At 67.9% G+C, this 19842-nt stretch carries 22 protein-coding genes, 1 tRNA gene and 1 pseudogene; 14 read left to right on the top strand and 10 right to left on the bottom strand.

Annotated features, from left to right (window positions below; all coding sequences use genetic code 11):
* Nucleotides 1-43 precede the first annotated feature (43 nt).
* From infC to IFS44_RS13840, 3 genes are all read right to left on the bottom strand, one after another.
* Entirely contained in the window at nucleotides 44-574 is a 531-nt protein-coding gene (gene infC / locus IFS44_RS13850; RefSeq protein WP_031396176.1) for a translation initiation factor IF-3, read from the bottom strand.
* 99 nt (nucleotides 575-673) lie between these two features.
* The gene (gene thrS, locus IFS44_RS13845) at nucleotides 674-2665 is read right to left on the bottom strand and encodes a threonine--tRNA ligase (protein WP_031396175.1); all 1992 of its coding nucleotides are present in this window, start codon (nucleotides 2663-2665) and stop codon (nucleotides 674-676) included.
* A 569-nt stretch (nucleotides 2666-3234) separates the two neighbouring features.
* Nucleotides 3235-4050, bottom strand: coding sequence for an LD-carboxypeptidase (locus IFS44_RS13840; RefSeq protein WP_192098865.1), 816 nt, complete (start codon nucleotides 4048-4050; stop codon nucleotides 3235-3237).
* 48 nt (nucleotides 4051-4098) lie between these two features.
* Between IFS44_RS13840 and IFS44_RS13835 the strand changes: the two genes are divergently transcribed.
* From IFS44_RS13835 to IFS44_RS13805, 7 genes are all read left to right on the top strand, one after another.
* Nucleotides 4099-5523 (top strand): Mur ligase family protein, encoded by a 1425-nt coding sequence (locus IFS44_RS13835; protein WP_192098864.1) that lies wholly within the window; start codon nucleotides 4099-4101, stop codon nucleotides 5521-5523.
* Nucleotides 5524-5559: 36 nt separating this feature from the next.
* Nucleotides 5560-5814 carry a DUF6356 family protein gene (locus tag IFS44_RS13830; protein ID WP_031395112.1) on the top strand — a complete coding sequence of 85 codons (255 nt, stop codon included), beginning with the start codon at nucleotides 5560-5562 and terminating at the stop codon, nucleotides 5812-5814.
* A 411-nt stretch (nucleotides 5815-6225) separates the two neighbouring features.
* Nucleotides 6226-6633 (top strand): hypothetical protein, encoded by a 408-nt coding sequence (locus tag IFS44_RS13825; protein ID WP_192098863.1) that lies wholly within the window; start codon nucleotides 6226-6228, stop codon nucleotides 6631-6633.
* Nucleotides 6630-6833, top strand: coding sequence for a helix-turn-helix transcriptional regulator (locus IFS44_RS13820; RefSeq protein WP_192098862.1), 204 nt, complete (start codon nucleotides 6630-6632; stop codon nucleotides 6831-6833). The genes IFS44_RS13825 and IFS44_RS13820 overlap by 4 nt, the downstream gene beginning before the upstream one ends.
* Nucleotides 6834-6871: 38 nt before the next feature.
* On the top strand, nucleotides 6872-7609 hold the full coding sequence (locus tag IFS44_RS13815) for an alpha/beta fold hydrolase (RefSeq protein WP_192098861.1): 738 nt from the start codon (nucleotides 6872-6874) through the stop codon (nucleotides 7607-7609).
* Nucleotides 7606-8406, top strand: coding sequence for a hypothetical protein (locus IFS44_RS13810; RefSeq protein ID WP_342366426.1), 801 nt, complete (start codon nucleotides 7606-7608; stop codon nucleotides 8404-8406). The genes IFS44_RS13815 and IFS44_RS13810 overlap by 4 nt, the downstream gene beginning before the upstream one ends.
* 101 nt (nucleotides 8407-8507) lie before the next feature.
* Nucleotides 8508-8921, top strand: coding sequence for a VOC family protein (locus IFS44_RS13805; RefSeq protein ID WP_037531709.1), 414 nt, complete (start codon nucleotides 8508-8510; stop codon nucleotides 8919-8921).
* 38 nt (nucleotides 8922-8959) lie between these two features.
* On the opposite strand, the gene IFS44_RS13800 is transcribed toward IFS44_RS13805, so the two are convergent.
* The gene (locus IFS44_RS13800) at nucleotides 8960-9220 is read right to left on the bottom strand and encodes a DUF6894 family protein (protein ID WP_107045618.1); all 261 of its coding nucleotides are present in this window, start codon (nucleotides 9218-9220) and stop codon (nucleotides 8960-8962) included.
* Nucleotides 9221-9519: 299 nt separating this feature from the next.
* Between IFS44_RS13800 and IFS44_RS13795 the strand changes: the two genes are divergently transcribed.
* The 3 genes from IFS44_RS13795 (at nucleotide 9520) to IFS44_RS13785 (ending at nucleotide 12268) form a co-directional block, all read left to right on the top strand.
* On the top strand, nucleotides 9520-10260 hold the full coding sequence (locus IFS44_RS13795; protein WP_235188324.1) for a Crp/Fnr family transcriptional regulator: 741 nt from the start codon (nucleotides 9520-9522) through the stop codon (nucleotides 10258-10260).
* Between the two features lie 253 nt (nucleotides 10261-10513).
* The gene (locus tag IFS44_RS13790; RefSeq protein WP_166746984.1) at nucleotides 10514-11944 is read left to right on the top strand and encodes a DEAD/DEAH box helicase; all 1431 of its coding nucleotides are present in this window, start codon (nucleotides 10514-10516) and stop codon (nucleotides 11942-11944) included.
* Nucleotides 11945-12001: 57 nt separating this feature from the next.
* Nucleotides 12002-12268 (top strand): hypothetical protein, encoded by a 267-nt coding sequence (locus IFS44_RS13785; RefSeq protein ID WP_037530941.1) that lies wholly within the window; start codon nucleotides 12002-12004, stop codon nucleotides 12266-12268.
* 321 nt (nucleotides 12269-12589) lie between these two features.
* Here IFS44_RS13785 and hslU read toward each other — a convergent pair whose 3' ends face one another.
* The 5 genes and pseudogenes from hslU to IFS44_RS13760 form a co-directional block, all read right to left on the bottom strand.
* Nucleotides 12590-13885 carry an ATP-dependent protease ATPase subunit HslU gene (hslU, locus tag IFS44_RS13780; protein WP_031393589.1) on the bottom strand — a complete coding sequence of 432 codons (1296 nt, stop codon included), beginning with the start codon at nucleotides 13883-13885 and terminating at the stop codon, nucleotides 12590-12592.
* A 124-nt stretch (nucleotides 13886-14009) separates the two neighbouring features.
* Complete coding sequence (gene hslV / locus IFS44_RS13775; protein WP_081874259.1) at nucleotides 14010-14552, bottom strand: ATP-dependent protease subunit HslV; 543 nt, start codon at nucleotides 14550-14552, stop codon at nucleotides 14010-14012.
* 212 nt (nucleotides 14553-14764) lie between these two features.
* Nucleotides 14765-14992: pseudogene (locus tag IFS44_RS13770) on the bottom strand (3TM-type holin); the annotation flags it as partial.
* Between the two features lie 71 nt (nucleotides 14993-15063).
* Nucleotides 15064-15600, bottom strand: coding sequence for a glycoside hydrolase family 108 protein (locus tag IFS44_RS13765; RefSeq protein ID WP_192098955.1), 537 nt, complete (start codon nucleotides 15598-15600; stop codon nucleotides 15064-15066).
* Between the two features lie 229 nt (nucleotides 15601-15829).
* Nucleotides 15830-16015 (bottom strand): DUF4169 family protein, encoded by a 186-nt coding sequence (locus IFS44_RS13760; protein WP_107045615.1) that lies wholly within the window; start codon nucleotides 16013-16015, stop codon nucleotides 15830-15832.
* A 58-nt stretch (nucleotides 16016-16073) separates the two neighbouring features.
* Here IFS44_RS13760 and IFS44_RS13755 point away from each other — a divergent pair, with 58 nt between their 5' ends.
* Nucleotides 16074-16532 (top strand): DUF3617 domain-containing protein, encoded by a 459-nt coding sequence (locus IFS44_RS13755; protein ID WP_192098859.1) that lies wholly within the window; start codon nucleotides 16074-16076, stop codon nucleotides 16530-16532.
* Between the two features lie 76 nt (nucleotides 16533-16608).
* On the opposite strand, the gene IFS44_RS13750 is transcribed toward IFS44_RS13755, so the two are convergent.
* Nucleotides 16609-16685: transfer RNA gene (locus IFS44_RS13750), tRNA-Pro, on the bottom strand.
* A gap of 200 nt (nucleotides 16686-16885) precedes the next feature.
* Between IFS44_RS13750 and yajC the strand changes: the two genes are divergently transcribed.
* The 3 genes from yajC to secF are packed head-to-tail and all read left to right on the top strand — an operon-like array spanning nucleotide 16886 to nucleotide 19810.
* Entirely contained in the window at nucleotides 16886-17224 is a 339-nt protein-coding gene (yajC, locus tag IFS44_RS13745; RefSeq protein WP_031395363.1) for a preprotein translocase subunit YajC, read from the top strand.
* Nucleotides 17224-18828, top strand: coding sequence for a protein translocase subunit SecD (gene secD, locus IFS44_RS13740; protein ID WP_056409036.1), 1605 nt, complete (start codon nucleotides 17224-17226; stop codon nucleotides 18826-18828). The genes yajC and secD overlap by 1 nt, the downstream gene beginning before the upstream one ends.
* A gap of 16 nt (nucleotides 18829-18844) precedes the next feature.
* Nucleotides 18845-19810 (top strand): protein translocase subunit SecF, encoded by a 966-nt coding sequence (secF, locus tag IFS44_RS13735; RefSeq protein WP_031441217.1) that lies wholly within the window; start codon nucleotides 18845-18847, stop codon nucleotides 19808-19810.
* Nucleotides 19811-19842 lie beyond the last annotated feature (32 nt).

The raw sequence follows: 19842 nt of genomic DNA, 5'->3' as shown, positions 1-19842 counted from the left end.
TCATTGCAGCGCGTCCCGCATCGCGGGCCGCGTCGTCACGCCGTTACTTGGGCGCGAGCACCATCAGCATCTGACGGCCTTCCATGCGCGGATACGCCTCGATCTTGGCGATCTCCGCGACGTCGTCCTGCACGCGCTTCAACAGGTTCATGCCCAGCTGGCCATGGCTCAGCTCGCGGCCACGGAAGCGCAGCGTGATCTTGACCTTGTCGCCCTCGCCGATGAAGTCGTTCACCTTCTTCATCTTCGTGTCGTAATCATGGTCGTCGATGTTCGGACGCATCTTGATCTCCTTGATCTCCTGCGTCTTCTGCGACTTGCGTGCGAGGTTCGCCTTCTTCTGCGCCTCGTACTTGAACTTGCCGACATCGAGGAACTTGGCGACGGGCGGATCGGCGTTGGGCGAGACCTCAACCAGGTCCAGACCATGCTCGGCCGCCTGCTCGATCGCTTCGCGCGTGTACATCACGCCCAGATTCTCGCCCTCGTGGTCGATCACGCGGACCTTCTGGCTCTGGATGAATTCGTTGAATCGCGGGCCGTTCATCGCGGGCGTCTGCATGGGCCGGCGCATCGTGGGAGGACGTATGGGGGTTGCTCCTGTTGTTTCTGACGAAGTATTTGGGCCGGTATATAGCGCAGAAACGCGCGCTCGAATAGCCGGCCCTTGGAGTTACATATCGGGAGCGCGCGCCTCGATCGCAAGGCGTGCCACCGCCTCGTCGAGCGACAGCATCTCCTGCCCCTGGCTGCCCAGCCGGCGAATCGCGACCGTCGCCTCGTCCGCCTCGCGCTTGCCGACCACGAACAGCACCGGCACCTTGGCCAGGCTGTGCTCGCGCACCTTGTAGTTGATCTTCTCGTTGCGCAGGTCGGTCTCGACCCGGATCCCCGCCTTGCGCAGCGCAGCCACCACACTGTGCGCATAGTCGTCCGCATCCGACACGATCGTCGCGACCACCACCTGCACCGGCGCCAGCCACAGCGGGAAGCGCCCGGCATGATGCTCGATCAATATGCCGATGAACCGCTCGAACGTGCCGAGAATCGCGCGGTGGAGCATCACCGGCCGGTGCCGCTCACCATCCGCACCCACGTACGACGCGTCGAGTCGCTCGGGCAGCACGCGGTCCGACTGGATCGTGCCGACCTGCCACGTCCGCCCGATCGCATCGGTCAGGTGGAATTCGAGCTTCGGCGCATAGAACGCCCCCTCGCCCGGCAGCTCCTCGAAATTCGCCTTGATCGTGTCGGACAGCGTCGACTGCATCACCGCCTCGCGCAGCTCGGCCTCCGCCTTGTCCCACATCGCATCGTCGCCGAACCGCTTCTCGGGCCGCAGCGCGAGCTTCACCGCATAATCCTCGAAGCCCAGATGCTTGTAGACGCTGTCGAGCAGCTCGCAGAACTTGCGCACCTCCTCGACCAGCTGGTCCTCGCGGACGAAGATATGCGCGTCGTCCTGCGTGAACTGGCGGACGCGCATGATGCCGTGCAGCGCGCCATGCGGCTCGTTGCGGTGGCAGCAGCCGAACTCCGCCATCCGGATCGGCAGGTCGCGGTACGACTTGATCCCCTGCTTGAAGATCAGCACGTGCGCCGGGCAGTTCATCGGCTTGAGCGCCATCAGGTCGCCCTCGCCCGACAGGACCGCGCCCTCGTCTTCCACATTGGGGATCTCGTCGGGCACCACGAACATGTTCTCGCGATACTTGCCCCAGTGCCCCGACTGCTCCCACTGCTTGGCGTCCATCAGCTGCGGCGTCTTCACCTCGGCATAGTCCGCCGCATCGAGCCGCCGGCGCATATACGCCTCGAGCTGGCGCCACAGCACGAAGCCGTTGGGATGCCAGAACACCGACCCCTGCGCCTCGGACTGGAGGTGGAACAGGTCCATCTCCTGCCCGATCTTGCGGTGATCGCGCTTGGCGGCTTCCTCCAGCCGGAACAGGTGCTGGTCGAGCTGCTTCTTGTTGAGCCAGCCGGTGCCGTAGATCCGGCTGAGCATCGCGTTCTTCTGGTCGCCGCGCCAATAGGCACCGCTCACGCGCGTCAGCTTGAACGCCGCGGGATCGAGCTTGCCGGTCGAGACCATGTGCGGCCCCCGGCACATGTCGAGCCATTCGCCCTGGCGATAGATCGTCAGTTCCTCGCCCTCGGGCAGCTCGGCGGCCCATTCGGCCTTGAACGTCTCGCCCTGCTCGGTCCACCGGTCGATCAGCTGCTGACGCGACCAGACCTCGCGCAGGAACGGCTCGTTCCGCGCGATGATCGCGCGCATCTCCGCCTCGATCGCGGGCAGGTCCTCGTCGGTGAACGGCCGGTCCTTCGGCGCGAAGTCGTAATAGAAGCCGTCATCGGTCGCCGGCCCGAACGTGATCTGCGTGCCCGGAAACAGGTGCTGCACGGCCTCCGCCATCACATGCGCCAGGTCATGCCGCACCAGCTCGAGCGCATCCGCCTCGTCGCGCGCGGTGACGAGCGCCAGCTGCGTATCACCCTCGAACGGCCGCCCGAGATCCCGCACCTGCCCATCGATCCGCGCCGCCAGCGCCGCCTTGGCGAGGCCGGGCCCGATCGCCGCGGCGACGTCCGCGGGCGTAGTCCCGGGCGCAACCTCGCGGACGGAACCGTCGGGAAGCGTAATGCGGAACATGGCAGACATGAGGAACTTTCTCGTGATGGAAGAGCGGCGCTTATGCCGTCGCCCAGCCGATATAGGCAACCCGCCACGCACCGACACCCCACGAACCGCCCCCATGTTCCCCGGCGAAGGCCGGGGCCCAGTTGGGAAACGCCGCTGATGAAGGACGGCGCCCAGTTACGCCGACCTCACCACCTGGACCCCGGCCCCCGCCGGGGAACCCACCCCCGTCATCCTGACGAAAGTCAGGACCCAGAGCCAAGCAGCGCGCGCCGCGACCCCAGCAAGCCGCAATAACCCGCGCCCACCCCCAAACCCCACCCCGGCGAAGGCCGGGGCCCAGTTGGGAAACGCCGCTGATGACGGACAGCGCCCAGTTACGCCGACCTCACCACCTGGACCCCGGCCTCCGCCGGGGAACCACCCCCGTCATCCTGACGAAAGCCAGGACCCAGAGCCAAGCAGCGCGCGCGCCGCAACCCCAGCACACCGCAATACCCCCGCGCCCCTTCCCCAAACGCCACCCCGGCGAAGGCCGGGGCCCAGTTGGGAAACGTCGCCGACAAAAGACCGCGCTCAGTTANGCCCCCTCACCCCACCCCAAACGGCACCACATGGTTCGCCTGCGTGTGCCCCACCTCGGCCCGCCCCAGATACGGCACCCCCATATCCCGCGCCCAGCGCACCATCATGTAATCCAGCGTCTCCCCCCAGGCCGGCTCGTTCGCCTGCACCGCGGTCACCGCCCCCAGCCGCAACCCCGCAATCCCCTTCAGCTGGGTCGCATTGGCCACCTTGAACAGCATCCGGTCGATCGCATACATCGGCTCCGACACCTCCTCGACGATCAGCACGTGGTCGGTCAGGTCGGGCAGCCACGGCGTCCCGATCAGCGACGTCAGGATCGACAAATTGAACGCCGCCGAAGGCTGCCCCCCGAGCCCCGGCTCGAGTCCGCTGCGATCCCCCCGCGCCATCCACCCGAGCGACCGCGCCACCGTCGCCTCGCCGTCATGCCGGTTGATGTCGCTCACCATCGGCCCGTGCGCCACGCGCCCGATCCGCCGCGCGTACAGCGCCCCCAGCAGGAACCCGACATCCGAATAGCCCAGATACGTCTTGTGCCGCGCCGCGCGCCCCAGCTCGGGCATCACCATCTGCAGGATCCGGTTCGCGCCATAGCCCCCGCGCAGGAACCAGAGCGCGTCGAACGCCGGATCATTGGCATATTCCAGAAACGCCGCCGCCCGCGCGAAGTCCGACCCAGCGAAATGCCCGTCGGTCGCGGTGCACTGCGGATGGAACACCAGCTCGACCTCGGGAAACGCGCGCGCCGCATAGGCGGTGACCACGGGGATCGCCGAAGGATTGGTCCGGCTCGACGCGGCGAGAACACCGATGCGCATGGTTCGTCCTGTCTTGCCCCGTTACGCAACCGCCGATAGCGCGAGCACATGGATATCACCAACCCCTCCGACCAGACCGCCGCCGACCAGCCCGCCTATTTCTTCATCGGCATCGGCGGGTCGGGCATGATGCCGCTCGCGATGATCCTCGCGGGCCGCGGCGCGACCGTCGCGGGCTCGGACCGCAATCTCGACCAGGGCCGCGTCCCCGCCAAGTTCGACGATCTCGCCGCAAAGGGCGTCGCGCTCTTCCCGCAGGACGGCAGCGGCATCGTCTCCGCGGACCAGCACGTCGTCGCCTCCGCCGCGATCGAGCCGACCGTCCCCGACATGATCGCCGCCGCCGCGCTCGGCTGCCCGCGCGCCACCCGCGCCGAGCTGCTCGCCTCCTTGTTCAACGACAGCCGCCTGCCGATCGGCGTGGCGGGCACCAGCGGCAAGTCGACCGTCACCGGCATGATCGGCTGGATCCTCCACACCACCGGCCGCGACCCGACCGTGATGAACGGCGCGGTGATGAAGAACTTCGTGCGCCCCGACGCCCCCTTCGCCAGCGCACTTGTGGGGGCCGGCGACACCTTCGTCAGCGAGGTCGACGAAAGCGACGGCTCGATCGCGCATTACGCGCCGAAGATCGCCGTGCTCAACAATATCAGCCTCGACCACAAGTCGCTCGACGAACTCCGCGCGCTCTTCGGCACCTTCATCGCCAAGGCCGAGACCGCGGTCGTCAACGCCAACGACCCCGACGCCGCAGCGCTCGCCGCCCGCCTCCCGCGCGGCCAGGTCACCACCTTCGCGATCGACGCCTCCGCCGACCTCCGCGCCGAGAACCTCGCCCCCGAACCCTTCGCAATTCAGTTCGACCTCGTCTCGCGCGGCGCCCGCACGCGCGTGAAGCTCGCGGTCCCCGGCCGCCACAACGTCGCGAACGCGCTCGCCGCGATCGGCGCGGCGATGGCCGCCGACGTGTCGCTCCCCGACGCGGTCAGGGCGCTCGCGAGCTTCACCGGCCTGCGCCGCCGCTTCGACCTCGTCGGCGAAGCGAACGGCGTCGCGGTGATCGACGATTTCGGCCACAACCCCGACAAGATCGCCGCCACGCTCGACACGCTCCACGCCTTTCCCGGCCGCCTGCTGATCCTGTTCCAGCCGCACGGCTATGGTCCCTTGAAGGTCATGGGCACCGAACTCGTCGCCACTTTCGTCGCGCGGCTGGCGCCCGAAGACCTGCTCGTCCTCCCCGACCCCGCTTATTATGGCGGCACCGTCACCCGCGAGGTCACGAGCGCCGACATCGTCGCCCGGATCGCCGCGCAAGACCGCGACGCGCGCCACATCGCCGACCGCGCCGACGCCGCCGCGCTGCTGGTCGCAGAGGCGCGCCCCGGCGACCGCATCGTCGTGATGGGCGCGCGCGACGACACGCTCAGCCTGCTCGCGGCGACCATGGTCGAATCCCTCGCCGGCTGATAGGATAAGCCCGATCCCCCGTCCGGAGACCCGCCGATGTTCCGCCGCCTCTTCCTCGACCATCCCGCCACCGTCGGCGAAAGCTATGCCGAGCATTTCGGCGTCGCCAGCCGGTTCGGCGTGACGATGATCGCCGGCGGCCTCGGCGCGCTCGTCCACGCGGTCGTCCCCGCTTTGTGCAAGACCAGCGGCAGTGACACGGTGCGCGAACTCCACCGCCAGATGGTCGCCAAACGCGGCGCGGTGGCGGCCGACCAGACCCAGATGAAAACGGTAGAATTCATCATCTGACTCCGGCTCAAGCTGACCCGTCCCCCCGCGAAAGCGGGGGCCCAGGACGAAGGCGGTAAGCGCCGCCCTCCCCCCACCCGTCATCCTGACGAAAGTCAGGACCCAGAGCCAGCAGCGCTGCGCCCCATAACCCTGGATCCTGGGTCAAGCCCAGGATGACGGCGGTGAAGTACAGCCCCCCACCCGTCCTCCCGACGGCGAGGAAGCGCCCCCCCTCCCCCCGTCATCCTGACGAAAGTCAGGATCCAGAGCCAAGCAGCACCGAGCCCTGCCACCCTGGACTCCCGCCTACGTGGGAGAACGGACAGTCGCGATCGCATCCCCTCAACCCCGCCCCCGCTGTAAAGCCCCCTTGACTCCCACACGCCCAAATGACAAGCTTCCTTTACCAATTCGAAAGGACGCTTGACCATGCACAAGAGCCCCGCGCTGCGCCGCTACAACGCCACCGTTCTCGGTCTCAGCCTTGCGTACATGGGAACGCTGTTCGGCGTGGTGGCGCTGTTCCGCAGCCATCCGCCGACCGGCCCGCTCGCCTATCTTCTCGCAGTGCTGCCCGCGCTCCCGCTGCTCGGCGTCTTCCTCGCCTGGGGGCGCTATCTGCGCGACGAGCCCGACGAATATATCCGCACGATGAACGTCCGCCAGACGCTGATCGCCACCGTCTTCATGCTCTGCGCGACGACGATCTGGGGCTTTCTCGAAAGCTTCGGCCTCGCGCGCCATGTCCCGGCCTATTCGGCGGGTGTGCTCTGGTTTGCCGGCCTGATGCTCGGCGGGTGCCTCAACATCGCCGCGGTGCGCGCAGGGACCGCATGAAGAACCGCCTGAAAGTCCTGCGTGCCGAACGCGACTGGAACCAGGGCGACCTCGCCGACCGCCTCGACGTCTCGCGCCAGAGCGTCAACGCGATCGAGACCGGCCGCTACGACCCCTCGCTCCCGCTCGCCTTCCGCATCGCCGAGCTGTTCGGCCTCGCGATCGAGGACATCTTCACCAGCCCCTCTGCACCAGCCTGACCTAGCCCCGCCCGCCCGCTTTGGCTAAAGCCCCGCGCATGACCGACACCCCCACCCCCGCGCCGGACCGCCCCCGCCTCGCCTATCACCACACGACCGGCACCGGCCCGACGATCGTCTTCCTGTCGGGCTATGGCTCGGACATGACGGGCACCAAGGCGGTCACGCTCGAGGCCTGGGCGAAATCGCAGGGCCGCGCCTATCTCCGCTTCGACTATGGCGGCTGCGGCCGCAGCGAGGGCGCGTTCGAGGATCAGACTTTGGTCGACTGGCGCGACGACGTGATCGCGATGCTCGAGGCCTTGGCGGACGGCCCCGCAGTGCTCGTCGGCTCGTCGCTCGGCGGCTGGCTGATGCTGCTGGTGGCGAAGGCCCGGCCCGATCTGGTCGCAGCGCTCGTCGGCATCGCCCCCGCGCCCGACTTCACCGACTGGGGCTTCACCCCTGAGGAAAAGCTGACGCTGCTCAGCGCCGGCCGGCTCGAACGCGCCAACGACTACGGCCCCGAACCCACCATCTACACCCGCGGTTTCTGGGCGTCGGGCGAGGCGAACCGGCTGATGTTCGGCTGGATCGAGATCCGCTGCCCCGTCCGCCTGATCCAGGGCCAGCGCGACAAGGCGGTGCCGTGGCTGCGCACCACCCGGCTCGCCGAGCTGCTTCGTTCAGCCGATGTGCAGACACTGCTCGTCAAGGACGGCGATCACCGCCTGTCACGCGATTCCGACATCGCGCTGATCATCCGCGCGGTCGAGGATGTGATCGCCCGCTTATGATCCTGATGCTGCTCGCCCCCGCGCTGCTCCTGTCCCAGGCCGCCAGCCCCGCCACGCGACCTGCCGCGACGCCGGCCGCCAGGCCCGCCGCCGCCGGCCCCGCCGACGATGCCACGCGGCTCCAGCGCTGCATCGCGACGATCGCGACCGATCCGGTCGCCGCGCGTGCCGAGGCGGGTCGCTGGCGGATGGCGGGCGGCGGCGCCGCGGCGCGCGACTGTGGCGGGCTCGCCTTTGCCGCGGAAAAGAACTGGGCCGCCGCCGCCGCCGAATTCGAGAGCGCGGCGCGCGACGCGCAGCTCGCGCACGACGATCGCGCCGCGACCTATTGGGCGCAGGGCGGCAATGCCTGGCTCGCCGCGGGCGACGCGACCAAGGCGCGCACCGCGCTCGATTCCGCGCTCACCGCGGGGACGCTGACCGGGCTCCAGCTCGGCGAGGCACGGCTCGATCACGCGCGCGCGCTCGTGGCGGCGGACGATCTCGCCTCCGCGCGCACCGATATCGATCTCGCGCTGACCACCGCGGGCGACGATCCGCTCGCGTGGCTCCTGTCCGCGACGCTCGCGCGGCGGATGGGCAATCTGCCCCGCGCACGCGGCGACATCGCCGAGGCGCTCAAGCGCTCCCCCGACGACGCCTCGGTCCAGCTCGAGGCGGGCAACATCGCCGCCCGCGACGGCGACGAGACCCGCGCCCGCGCGGCCTGGGCCGAAGCCGCGCGCCTCGCCCCCGACACCCCCACCGCCCGCAACGCCATCGCCGCGCTCCGCCAGTTCGACCCGCCCAAACCCTGAGCGGCCGGGAGAGGCGCACCCGTCCGCGACGACGCCCGCCCCTCTGGAACCCCGCCGGGGCGCCGCCTATCTACCGGCGATCCAACCCGAAAAGGCCGTCCATGAAATATCTGCACACGATGATCCGGGTCACCGATCCGGCCAAGACGATCGCGTTCTTCGAGCTGCTCGGGCTGAAGGAGGCCCGCCGCCTCGAAAACGAGCAGGGTCGCTTCACGCTGATCTTCCTCTCCGCGCCCGGTGACGAGAGCGCCGAGGTCGAGCTGACGCACAACTGGGATCCGGAAGAGTATGGCGAAGGCCGCAATTTCGGCCATCTCGCCTACCGTGTCGACAATATCTACGAGACCTGCCAGCGGCTCCAGGACGCCGGCGTGACGATCAACCGCCCGCCGCGCGACGGCCACATGGCGTTCGTCCGCACCCCCGACAACATCTCGATCGAGCTGTTGCAGGACGGCCGGCTCGACCCCGCCGAGCCCTGGGCGTCGATGCCCAACACCGGCCACTGGTAAGGGCCACTGGTAAGGATCGTCGGCCCGCCCGCCGCGCGTCAGGCGCGGCGGCGGGCCGGCATCGTCCCGGCCGCCATCGCCGCGGCACAGTCGGCGACGTGGACTGTCGCACCGCAACCCTCGATGATCTCGATCCGCATCGTCAGGTCGACACAGCCCTGGCGGATGTCCTCCGCCAGCATCTCGCGCATCGCGACGATCGCATGCTCGATCGCCGCCGCGCGGTGCGCGAGCTCGATCCCCTCGTGATCCTCGATCACCTCGCCGCGCAGGGCGATCTGAAATCTGTATCGCGGCATCAGCGACATCCTGTGCGTTCGACGCGACGGCCGGGGCGACCGGCGGCGGCCGCGCCCATCGTTCGCCCCTGTTTCTCGCAAGGCGTCTACGCCCCTGCGCGACGATCGGTTCCGCGCCACCCGCGCAGCGCAAGGCACCCGACATTTTCTTACAATAACCGACAATTTCCGAAATGCGCGTCTAACCTATGTTTGAGCGAGACTATAACGCCTGTGATAGTGCAGGGCGCCTCTGGGCAAGCTATGCTTAACCCGGCGACTGAGAGTTCGATATGCTCCCGCCCGAGCGGAGCCTGCATGTGGATTACCCCATCGTCGTCACCGATCATCTGATTGCCAAGCTCGCGACCCGGGTCGAGCTGAGCGCGGCGGATCGCGTGGCGATCGCGGCGCTGCCGTGCAAGCTGCGCACGATCGACCAGTCGACCTATATGCTGCGCGAGGGGCAACGCCCGCTGCGCTGCGCATTCGTGATCGACGGCTTCGCCTATCGCCAGAAGCTCACCCCCGACGGCGAGCGCGAGATCGTCTCGATCCTGATGCCCGGCGACTTCATCGATCTCCAGAACCTGTTCCTCGAGGAATCGGATCACGACGTCCAGGCGCTGACCCGGATCACCGTCGCCGAGATCCCGATCCCCGCACTGCGCGAGATTGTCGCGGTCTCGCCGAAGATCGCCACCGCCTTGTGGATCGAGGCGCTGGTCGAGGCGTCGATCCACCGCGAATGGCTGCTCAATGTCGGCCGCCGCAATGCCAAGATGCGGCTTGCGCACCTGCTCTGCGAATTCTCCGCCCGGCTGCGCGCCTCCTCGCTCAGCGATGCGGACGGCAGCTACGAACTGCCGATGACGCAGGAACAGATGGGCGATGCGCTCGGCCTGACCCCGGTCCACGTCAACCGCGTGCTCCGCGCGCTCGAGACCGACGGGCTGATCACGCGGCGCAAGCGGCAGATCGGCGTCGTCGACTGGTGCGCGCTGCGCGACGCCGCCGAATTCAACGAACGTTATCTCCACCTGACCCAGACGCGCAGCTGAGGACGGGGCCTGAGGTCGGGGCCTGAAGACGGGGCCAGAGCCGCCCCGACCCGGCCACTCTTGACTTTTCGGCCGGTCGCGCGCATCTGACCGCCATCGAGGTGTCATGCAGCGTGATCGGACCTGAACAAGGTCCAGGCTCCGCCTCGGTCGTTTCTAACGGGCTTCCCTTTTCACGCGGGGTGTCAAAACACCACGCCCCTCGCGCGTCCTCCTGTGGATTCGCGAGCCCGGCACATTTGAGAGACTATTCATGTCCTTTTCCAACCTCGGCCTCGCCGAGCCCCTCGTCCGCGCGCTCGAAGCCAAGGGCTATACCGAGCCGACGCCGATCCAGGCCCAGTCGATTCCGATCCTGCTCGAGGGCGGCGATCTGCTCGGCATCGCGCAGACCGGCACCGGCAAGACCGCCGCGTTCGTGCTCCCCTCGATCCAGCGCCTGACCGAGACGCAGAAGCGCGTCCTGCCGACGCATTGCCGCATGCTCGTCCTCGCGCCGACCCGCGAACTCGCCAGCCAGATCGCCGACAGCGCACGCGCCTATGGCCAGTTCAGCAAGATGTCGGTGACCACCGTGTTCGGCGGCACCAGCATCAACAAGAACCGCCAGGACCTCAGCCGCGGCGTCGACATCCTCGTCGCCACGCCGGGCCGCCTGATCGACCTGATCGAGCAGGGCTTCTGCAACCTGTCGATGATCGAGATCCTCGTGCTCGACGAAGCCGACCAGATGATGGACCTCGGCTTCATCCACGCGCTGAAGAAGATCGTCCGCATGCTGCCGAAGAAGCGCCAGACGCTGTTCTTCTCGGCGACGATGCCGACCGCGATCCGCGATCTCGCCTCGCAGTTCCTGCTCGATCCGAAGACCGTCTCGGTCAAGCCCGCCGCGACCACCGCAGAGCGCGTCGACCAGTATGTCACCTTCTGCAACCAGTCGGAAAAGCAGGCGCTGCTGACGATCACGCTGGGTGATCCCGCGATCGACCGCGCGCTCGTCTTCACGCGCACCAAGCATGGCGCCGATCGCGTCGTGAAGCTGCTCGCGGGCAACGGCATCGCCTCGAACGCGATCCACGGCAACAAGAGCCAGGGCCAGCGCGAGCGCGCACTCGGCGAGTTCAAGCAGGGCAAGGTCAAGGTCCTGATCGCGACCGACATCGCCGCGCGCGGCATCGACGTCTCGGGCGTCAGCCACGTCATCAACTTCGAGCTGCCCAACGTCGCCGAACAGTATGTCCACCGCATCGGCCGTACCGCGCGTGCGGGCGCCAGCGGCATCGCCGTCGCGTTCTGCGCGGATGACGAGAAGGCCTATCTGCGCGACATCGAGCGGATCACCCGCCAGAAGGTGACGGTCCGCCCGCTGCCCGACGATTTCGTCAACCTGTCGAACCAGATCAAGCAGACGCGGGTCAAGACGATGGGCGCCGATCCTGAAGTCCGGATCGACCGTCCGCGTGATCCCGCGCGTCCCCGCGCCACCCACGCACCCCGCGCGACCGGCACCACCGGCCGCAACTATGCGGGCGCGAGCCGTGGCGGTCAGGGCGGTGGCCAGGGTGGCGGCGGCGGTCGTCCCCAGGGCGGCGGTCGTCCCGGCGGCCAGGGCGGTGGTCGCCCGGCCGGTGGCGGTCGCCCCGGCGGCCAGGGCCGCGGCGCCGGCCCCAGCTCGGCACGCTAAGGCCCCATGTCTTTGCCTCGCGGGTTTGCTATAGGCAGACCTGCGAGGAGAAGACTGATGGACGTCTCGAATACCCCGATCGCCGAACGCATCGCCCGCGTCCTGGCGGGCCAGCGGATCAGCGCCAATGCCGGCGGCGACGCCGCCTCCGCGTCGCGCCTGATCGACGACGCCTGGACCGACTATCTCCCCGACGCGCTCGCGGTCCTGCGCACCTTGCGCGAACCCGACCAGACCATGGCCGCCGCCGGCGACCCCGCCATCTGGGAAACCATGGTCCTCGCCGCGCTGAAGGCCGCCCGCCCGCAGACGGTGGTGCTGTAGCGCCCGCCAAGCGACGGACCACGCCTCCCCCAGGCTGACGACCGTGGTGCGCGCGCCACCTCACCCCCCGCGTCATCCTGACGAAAGTCAGGACCCAGAGCCAAAAGCGACCCCGCCCGTAACCCTGGATCCTGGGTCAAGCCCAGGATGACGGAAGAGAGGGGGCGCCTGCCCCCACCCGTTCACCCTGAGCGAAGTCGAAGGGCCGCGCGCCCCACCCGTTCGCCCTGAGCGAAGTCGAAGGGCCTGCGCCCAGTGCTTCGACTACGCTCAGCACGAACGGACCGGGGGCGCGCGCCTCACCCCCCGAAAACCCCCAGACTAAAGCACGAACCGGCTGAGATCCGTATTCCGCGCAATCTCCTTCAGCTGGCTGTCGACATACGCCCCGTCGATCACCACGCTCGACCCGCCGCGATCCTCGGCATTGTAGCTGACGTCCTCGAGCAGCTTCTCCATCACCGTCTGCAACCGCCGCGCGCCGATATTCTCGACCTCGGCATTCACCTCCGCGGCGATCCGCGCGACCGCGGCGATGCCGTCCTCGGTGAAGCGGATCTCGACGCCTTCGGTGGCGATCAGCGCCTTGTACTGCAGCGGCAGCGACGCCTTGGTGTCCGACAGGATCGCGACGAAATCCCCCTCGGTCAGGCCCTTCAGCTCGACCCGGATCGGCAGACGCCCCTGCAACTCGGGCAGCAGGTCGCTCGGCTTGGCGACATGGAACGCCCCGCTCGCGATGAACAGGATATGGTCCGTCTTCATCGGCCCGTATTTGGTCGCGACCGTCGTCCCCTCGATCAGCGGCAGCAGGTCGCGCTGCACGCCCTCGCGGCTCACCGATCCGCCGCGCCCGTCCGACACCGCGATCTTGTCGATCTCGTCGAGGAACACGATCCCGTTCGCTTCGGCATCCGCCAGCGCGACGCGGCTCACCTCGTCCTGGTCGAGACGCTTGTCGGCCTCTTCCTCGACCAGCTTGTCCCACGCCGCGGTCACCGTCAGCTTGCGGCGCTTCAACTGCTGCCCGCCGCCCAGCGACTTCATCATCTCGCCGATGTTGATCATCTGCGGCGCGCCGCCGGGGATCTCGAACGGCGTCGTCGGCGTCTGCTCGACCTCGATCTCGACCTCGGCGGCGTTCAGATGCCCGTCGAGGAACCGCTGCTTGAAGCTCTCGCGCGTCGCGGTGCTCGAATCCTTGCCGACCAGCGCGTCGAGCAGCCGGCCCATCGCCGCCTCCTCCGCCTTGTCCTTCACCGCGATCCGCCGGCGCTCCTTCTCCAGCCGGATCGCCTCCTCGACCAGGTCGCGCGCGATCTGCTCGACGTCGCGCCCGACATAGCCGACCTCGGTGAACTTGGTCGCCTCGACCTTGACGAACGGCGCATCGGCCAGTTTCGCCAGCCGCCGGCTGATCTCGGTCTTGCCGCAGCCGGTGGGCCCGATCATCAGGATGTTCTTGGGCGTCACCTCGTCGCGCAGATCCTCGCTGAGCTGCTGGCGCCGCCACCGGTTGCGCATCGCCACCGCGACCGCGCGCTTGGCGGCGGCCTGGCCGATGATATGCGCGTCAAGCGCGGCGACGATGGCCTTGGGGGTAAGCTGGTCGTTCATGATCACTCTTCTTCGCCCCTCCCCTTCAGGGGAGGGGTTGGGGGTGGGGACTATCCGCGGGCGGAGCGCTTGATGAAGCCCCCCACCCCAACCCCTCCCCTGAAGGAGAGGGGCTTCCGGGTCTTCAGCTGGTCGAGTCCATCGACTCCACGGTCAGCCGGTCATTGGTGTACACGCACAGCTCGGAAGCGATTCCCATCGCCTTGCGGCACAGCACCTCGGCATCGCTCTCATACTCGACCAGCGCGCGCGCCGCGGCGAGCGCATAGTTGCCGCCCGATCCGATCGCCGCGACGCCGTTCTCGGGCTCGAGCACGTCGCCATTGCCCGTCAGGATCAGCGTCACGTCCTTGTCCGCGACGATCATCATCGCCTCGAGGTTGCGCAGGAACTTGTCGGTCCGCCAGTCCTTGGCGAGCTCGACCGCGGCCCGGAGCAACTGCCCCTGATGCTGCTCCAGCTTGCGTTCGAGCCGTTCGAACAGCGTGAAGGCGTCCGCGGTCGCGCCGGCGAACCCGCCGATCACCGACCCGTCGCCGAGCCGCCGCACCTTGCGCGCATTGGGTTTCATGACGGTCTGGCCCATCGAGACCTGGCCGTCGCCGATCACGACGACCTTGCCGCCGCGCCGGACCGAAAGGATGGTGGTGCCGTGCCAGACCGGCATGGCGTGGGGATCATTTGCACTCATGACCGCGATGTAGGGTGCGCTTTCGACCACGCAACGGTCCGCTGCACCGACCCCCTGCACCACCCCCTCACCCTCCCGCTCGACTTCCCTGTCGGCTTCCCGGTTACCTTCCCCCTTTACGTCATCCTGACGAACGTCAGGACCCAGAGCCCCGAACGCCACGCGCGCCGCTCCGATACCAGCCCCGCTCACCGCCGCTTCCCCCACTCGCGCGCCGCCGTGTACCCCAGATACCCCGTCCCGAAGAGCGCATAGAGCGGCTCGGGAATCGCCCCCAGATACGCCCCCACGCCGCCCGCGATCGCCTGCGCCGCCCCCGGCCGCACCGCCGCGAGCAGCCCCACCGGGATCGCCCCCAGCAGCAACGCGTACATCACGTACAGGAACCCCGGCCGCGCCCGCGTCACCCACGGATCGGCGGGCAGCTCCGCCCCCTCCTCAACGCCTCTCGTCATGACACCCCCCTGGAAAACTGGCGCTTTCCGCCTCACGCCCGGTTGGCGAGCCAGCCATAGAGGAACGCCTCGTTCGCCGGCCGCCGCTCCGCCAGCGCGACATAGCGCTCGCCCTGCAGCGCCTCGATCGCCTTCAGCAGCACCGCCTCGCCCCCCGCGCCGCGCCGCTTGAGGAACCCCGCCAGCGCCGCGAGCGTCCCCGGCCCGATCCGGCCATCGACGACGAGGTCGGGATAATCGCTCGCCCCGCGATTGAGCGCGTTCAGCGCGCGCTGCAGAAACCCGCTCGCGACCGCCGGCCCCATATTCACCCCGGTATCGAACAATTCGCCCGCAATATCCGGCGCGAGCCGTCCAACCCCCTCATATCCGGGGTCAATCCAGTAAGCCTGCCGATAGATTGCGACCGCCGCCGCCCGCGGAAACACCCGCATGTCCCCCGCAAACCCATGCGCCCGCGCCACCGCCTGCGTGATCCCGAACCGCGTCGCCCCCCCGCGATCCGCCGGATGATCGCCATACCCGCCCTCACGATCGATCACCGCCTCGATCAGCCCACCGATCTCCATCCCCGATCCCCCCGATTCGCCCGCCACCCTATAACCATATAGGTTAGCGAAAAGCAATGTCGGAGCCGGCAATGGTAAAAGACAAACACCCCCCGCCGTCATCCTGACGAAAGTCAGGACCCAGAGCCAAGCAGCGCAAGTGCCCGTAACCCTGGGTCCCGGGTCAAGCCCGGGATGACGAAAACGGAAACCCACCCCTATCGGTCACCCAGCAACCCACTCCCAAACCTCAGCTTTCCTCCCCATCAAGCCGCGCCCCATCCAGCACCCGCTCCCCCCGCGCCCGCTCCTCAGCATCCCGCGCGCGCTCCGCCTTGGTCCGCCCGAACGCTGCCCGGTTCGCGTCCGCCACCACCCCCGCCTCGCGCCGCGCCCGCGCTTTGCGCGCCCGCCGCAAATTGATGATCTCGCCCATGAAAACCCCTGTCACACCGCTTGCCAGCACCCCGCCGGCGCTACAGACTGCCCCTCCTATGCGCCATCCCGTCCTGCTGTCCGCCCTCCTCCTGCTCCCCGCCGCCGCGTCGGCGCAGGCGCTGCCGCCCGGCGCCTGGGCGATCACCTCGACCGCGGTCGAGCTCGTCATTCCGGGGGCGCCGGGGTTCATCCTGCGGATGATGCGCGGAAAATCGAAGACCGAGCGCAAATGCCTGCCGCCCGAACAGGCCTCGTCGGGCGTCGCCGCGCTGTTCATCCCCAAGCCCGAGGCGCGCTGCACGGTCGAACGCGCGCAGTTCGCGGGCGGGCGGATCGATCACGTCATGACCTGTCCGCAGAAAAAGGGGGCGCCGATGCGGATCGTCCGCGCGGGCAGCTATGGCGCGACGGGCTTTACCGCGCGGATGACGATGACCGGCGAGACCGACAAGGGCGCGATGCGGATCGTCGCGGATCAGGTCGCGGCGCGCACCGGTCCTGTCTGCAAACGCTGACACTAGGATCTGGAATGGCACGATATTTCGTGCCCGGGAGCGGCATCGCCTCTGGCGGCCGGCTCCGGAAAGTTTCTGGTCGGGGCGACAGGATTCGAACCTGCGACCCCCACACCCCCAGTGTGATGCGCTACCAGGCTGCGCTACGCCCCGACCGAAGGGCGCGCATTATGCGGATGTTGCGCGCGATGCAAGCACGCGATTGCGGCAAAGCCCATATTCGTCCGTCTCATCGCGGCCCGGCCACGCTTCACCGGCGCGCATCGGTTGCGCGGGGCGGCAACCGGTGATAGCGGCATCGCCCATGCGAGCGCGGGCGTATGGCGCCTGCCCACCAGCCAAAACGGGACTCCATGTTCATTTCCCCAGCATATGCGCAGGCCGCCGGCGAGACGGCGACATCGGGCGGCATCGCCTCGTTTCTGAGCCTCGCGCCGCTCTTCCTCGTCTTTGTCGTCTTCTATTTCCTGATGATCCGTCCGCAGCAAAAGCGGATGAAGGCGCTCCAGGCGTCGGTCGCGGCGGTCAAGAAGAATGACAGCGTCGTCACCGCCGGCGGCATCATCGGCAAGGTGACCAAGGTCGAGGACGCGATCGTCGAGATCGAGATCGCGCCCAACACGCGCGTCCGCGTCGTCAAGGCGACGCTCACCGACATCACCAGCCCGAACACGAAGCCGGCGAACGACTGATGTTGGATTTCCCCCGCTGGAAGGTCGCGTCGATCATCGGCCTGCTGGCCGTGCTCTGCGCGCTTGCGATCCCGAGCTTCTTCTCCGAATCGACGACCAGCAAGTGGGGGGCGATTCCGCATAAGCGGATCAACCTGGGTCTCGATCTGGCGGGCGGCAGCTATCTGCTGCTCGAGGCGGACACCGCCGATCTCGCCAATTCGCGGATCGAGGCGATGCGCGACAGCATCGCGGGCACGATGCGCAACGGCACGCCGCGGATCGCGATCGGCGATATTTCGGTGCGTGGCGGGCAGCTTAGCTTCCTGCTCCGCGACCCGAGCCAGGTCGATGCCGCGCGCGAGCGGCTGCTCTCGATCACCGGCGGTGGCGCCGGGATGAGCGGCCAGCGCGAATGGGACATCAACGTCGTCGACACCAGCCGGTTCGTGCTCAAGCCGACCGAGGCCGGGCTCCAGCAGGCGATCGACACCGCGATGAAGGACGCGACCGAAGTCGTCCGCCGCCGCATCGACGAACTCGGCACCAAGGAGCCGACGATCGTCCGCCAGGGCGCGACGCGTATCGTCGTCCAGGTGCCGGGCCTGCAGAATCCGCAGGCGCTCAAGAACCTGCTCGGCAAGACCGCAAAGCTCGAATTCAAGCTGGTCGACGAGACCGCGAACCCCGCCGATCTCGTCAAGGGCATCGCCCCCGTCGGCAGCCAGGTCATTCCTTACCCCGGCAATCCGCAGGGCATTCCGTTCATCGCGGTCAAGCGGTCGGTGATCATCTCGGGCGATCAGCTCGCCGATGCCCGCCAGGAGTTCGAGCCGCAGACCAACGCGCCGCAGGTGGCGATCACCTTCGACGCGGTCGGTGGCCGACGTTTTGCCAAGGTCACGCAGGAGAACACGAACAAGCCGTTCGCGATCATCCTCGACAATTCGGTGATCTCCGCGCCCAACATCAACGAGCCGATCCTCGGCGGTCGCGCCTCGATCTCGGGCAATTTCACGGTCGAATCGGCCAATTCGCTCGCGATCTCGCTGCGGTCGGGCAAGCTGCCGATCAATCTGAAGATCATCGCAGAGAGCACCGTCAGCCCCGATCTCGGCAAGGATTCGATCCGCGCCGGCGTGCTGGCCAGCATCGTCGCGGCGCTCGCGGTGATCGTGTTCATGTTCGTGACCTATGGCCGGTTCGGCCTCTATGCGAACCTCGCGGTGGTCATCAACATCCTCGTGATCGTCGCGGTCATGGCGATGCTCAACGCGACGCTGACGCTGCCCGGCATCGCCGGCTTCGTGCTGACGATCGGTACCGCGGTCGACGCCAACGTGCTGATCAACGAGCGTATTCGTGAGGAACGCCGCCGCGGGCGCAACATCGTCCAGGCGGTCGAGCTCGGCTATAAGGAGGCGTCACGCACGATCTTCGAGGCCAACGTCACGCACGCGATCACCGGCGTGATCATGCTCCTGCTGGGCTCGGGCCCGGTCAAGGGCTTTGCGGTCGTGCTGCTGATCGGCATCTGCACCAGCGTGTTCACCGCGGTGACCTTCACGCGGATGCTCGTGGCGCTCTGGCTGCGCAAGAACCGCCCCACCACGATCAATATTTGAGGCGGGAGACATCATCATGCGCCTGCTGAAACTCGTACCCGACAACACCAACCTAAAGTTCGTCTCGCTCCGCAAATGGGCGTTCGGGCTGACCATCCTCCTGTCGCTCGCCGCCGTCGGGCTGGTCTTCGCCAAGGGCCTGAACATGGGCGTCGACTTTGTCGGCGGCGTCCTGATCGAGGAGCGGTTCGCAACCCCGCCGTCGATCGACGCGGTCCGCACCGAGGTTGATCGCCTCGGCGTCGGCGAAGCCTCGATCCAGTCCTTCGCCGATCCGACCGTGCTGTCGATCCGTCTGCCGATCCCCGAGAGCACCGACGAGGGTGCGACCAACGCACTCGTCAAGAAGGTTGCCGACGATCTGGCGGTCAAGTTCCCCGGCGCGACCTTCTCGAAATACGACACGATCTCGGGCAAGGTCTCGGACGAGCTGATCAGCAAGGGGCTGCTCGCGGTCGGGCTCGCCATCCTCGGCATCGGCCTGTTCGCGGTGGTCCGCTTCGAATGGCAGTTCGGCGTGTCGACCGTCGTCGCGATCGTCCACGACCTGTTGATGACGCTCGGTTTCTTCGCGCTGACGCAGTTCGAATTCGACCTCAACATCGTCGCCGCGGTGCTGACGATCGTGTCCTATTCGATCAACGACAAGATCGTCATCGACGACCGTATCCGCGAGAATATGCGCCGCTATCGCAAGATGGACATGCGCGAGATCATCGATCTGTCGGTGAACGAGACGCTGCCGCGTACCGTCATGACCTCGGTCACGATCCTGCTCGCGCTGACCGCGATGCTGGTGCTCGGCGGCCATGTGCTGCGCGGCTTCACCGCAGCGATGATCCTCGGCATCGTCGTCGGCACCTATTCGTCGATCTACGTGTCGTCGTCGCTGCTCATCACGCTCGGCCTGCGCGCCGAGCCCGAGGGCCGCAAGGGCGACCGCGACGACGCCGAGCGCGTGGGTCCGAAGGCCGGCCGCTGATGCGCGGCGGGCCCGGCGCGTGAGGACAAGCA

Source organism: Sphingomonas sp. CFBP 13706, from assembly GCF_014842355.1.
GTDB lineage: Bacteria > Pseudomonadota > Alphaproteobacteria > Sphingomonadales > Sphingomonadaceae > Sphingomonas > Sphingomonas aerolata.
The sequence above is the reverse complement of the archived record's forward strand: the minus strand, read 5'-3'. Positions and strand labels throughout refer to the sequence as shown.

Excerpts from the sequence above, each read along its gene's own strand:
- infC (WP_031396176.1), bottom strand. The coding sequence starts at position 574 with ATGCGCCGGCCCATGCAGACGCCCGCGATGAACGGCCCGCGATTCAAC.
- thrS (WP_031396175.1), bottom strand. The coding sequence starts at position 2,665 with ATGTCTGCCATGTTCCGCATTACGCTTCCCGACGGTTCCGTCCGCGAG.
- IFS44_RS13840 (WP_192098865.1), bottom strand. The coding sequence starts at position 4,050 with ATGCGCATCGGTGTTCTCGCCGCGTCGAGCCGGACCAATCCTTCGGCG.
- IFS44_RS13835 (WP_192098864.1), top strand. The coding sequence starts at position 4,099 with ATGGATATCACCAACCCCTCCGACCAGACCGCCGCCGACCAGCCCGCC.
- IFS44_RS13830 (WP_031395112.1), top strand. The coding sequence starts at position 5,560 with ATGTTCCGCCGCCTCTTCCTCGACCATCCCGCCACCGTCGGCGAAAGC.
- IFS44_RS13825 (WP_192098863.1), top strand. The coding sequence starts at position 6,226 with ATGCACAAGAGCCCCGCGCTGCGCCGCTACAACGCCACCGTTCTCGGT.
- IFS44_RS13820 (WP_192098862.1), top strand. The coding sequence starts at position 6,630 with ATGAAGAACCGCCTGAAAGTCCTGCGTGCCGAACGCGACTGGAACCAG.
- IFS44_RS13815 (WP_192098861.1), top strand. The coding sequence starts at position 6,872 with ATGACCGACACCCCCACCCCCGCGCCGGACCGCCCCCGCCTCGCCTAT.
- IFS44_RS13810 (WP_342366426.1), top strand. The coding sequence starts at position 7,606 with ATGATCCTGATGCTGCTCGCCCCCGCGCTGCTCCTGTCCCAGGCCGCC.
- IFS44_RS13805 (WP_037531709.1), top strand. The coding sequence starts at position 8,508 with ATGAAATATCTGCACACGATGATCCGGGTCACCGATCCGGCCAAGACG.
- IFS44_RS13800 (WP_107045618.1), bottom strand. The coding sequence starts at position 9,220 with ATGCCGCGATACAGATTTCAGATCGCCCTGCGCGGCGAGGTGATCGAG.
- IFS44_RS13790 (WP_166746984.1), top strand. The coding sequence starts at position 10,514 with ATGTCCTTTTCCAACCTCGGCCTCGCCGAGCCCCTCGTCCGCGCGCTC.
- IFS44_RS13785 (WP_037530941.1), top strand. The coding sequence starts at position 12,002 with ATGGACGTCTCGAATACCCCGATCGCCGAACGCATCGCCCGCGTCCTG.
- hslU (WP_031393589.1), bottom strand. The coding sequence starts at position 13,885 with ATGAACGACCAGCTTACCCCCAAGGCCATCGTCGCCGCGCTTGACGCG.
- hslV (WP_081874259.1), bottom strand. The coding sequence starts at position 14,552 with ATGCCGGTCTGGCACGGCACCACCATCCTTTCGGTCCGGCGCGGCGGC.
- IFS44_RS13765 (WP_192098955.1), bottom strand. The coding sequence starts at position 15,600 with ATGGAGATCGGTGGGCTGATCGAGGCGGTGATCGATCGTGAGGGCGGG.
- IFS44_RS13760 (WP_107045615.1), bottom strand. The coding sequence starts at position 16,015 with ATGGGCGAGATCATCAATTTGCGGCGGGCGCGCAAAGCGCGGGCGCGG.
- IFS44_RS13755 (WP_192098859.1), top strand. The coding sequence starts at position 16,074 with ATGCGCCATCCCGTCCTGCTGTCCGCCCTCCTCCTGCTCCCCGCCGCC.
- yajC (WP_031395363.1), top strand. The coding sequence starts at position 16,886 with ATGTTCATTTCCCCAGCATATGCGCAGGCCGCCGGCGAGACGGCGACA.
- secD (WP_056409036.1), top strand. The coding sequence starts at position 17,224 with ATGTTGGATTTCCCCCGCTGGAAGGTCGCGTCGATCATCGGCCTGCTG.
- secF (WP_031441217.1), top strand. The coding sequence starts at position 18,845 with ATGCGCCTGCTGAAACTCGTACCCGACAACACCAACCTAAAGTTCGTC.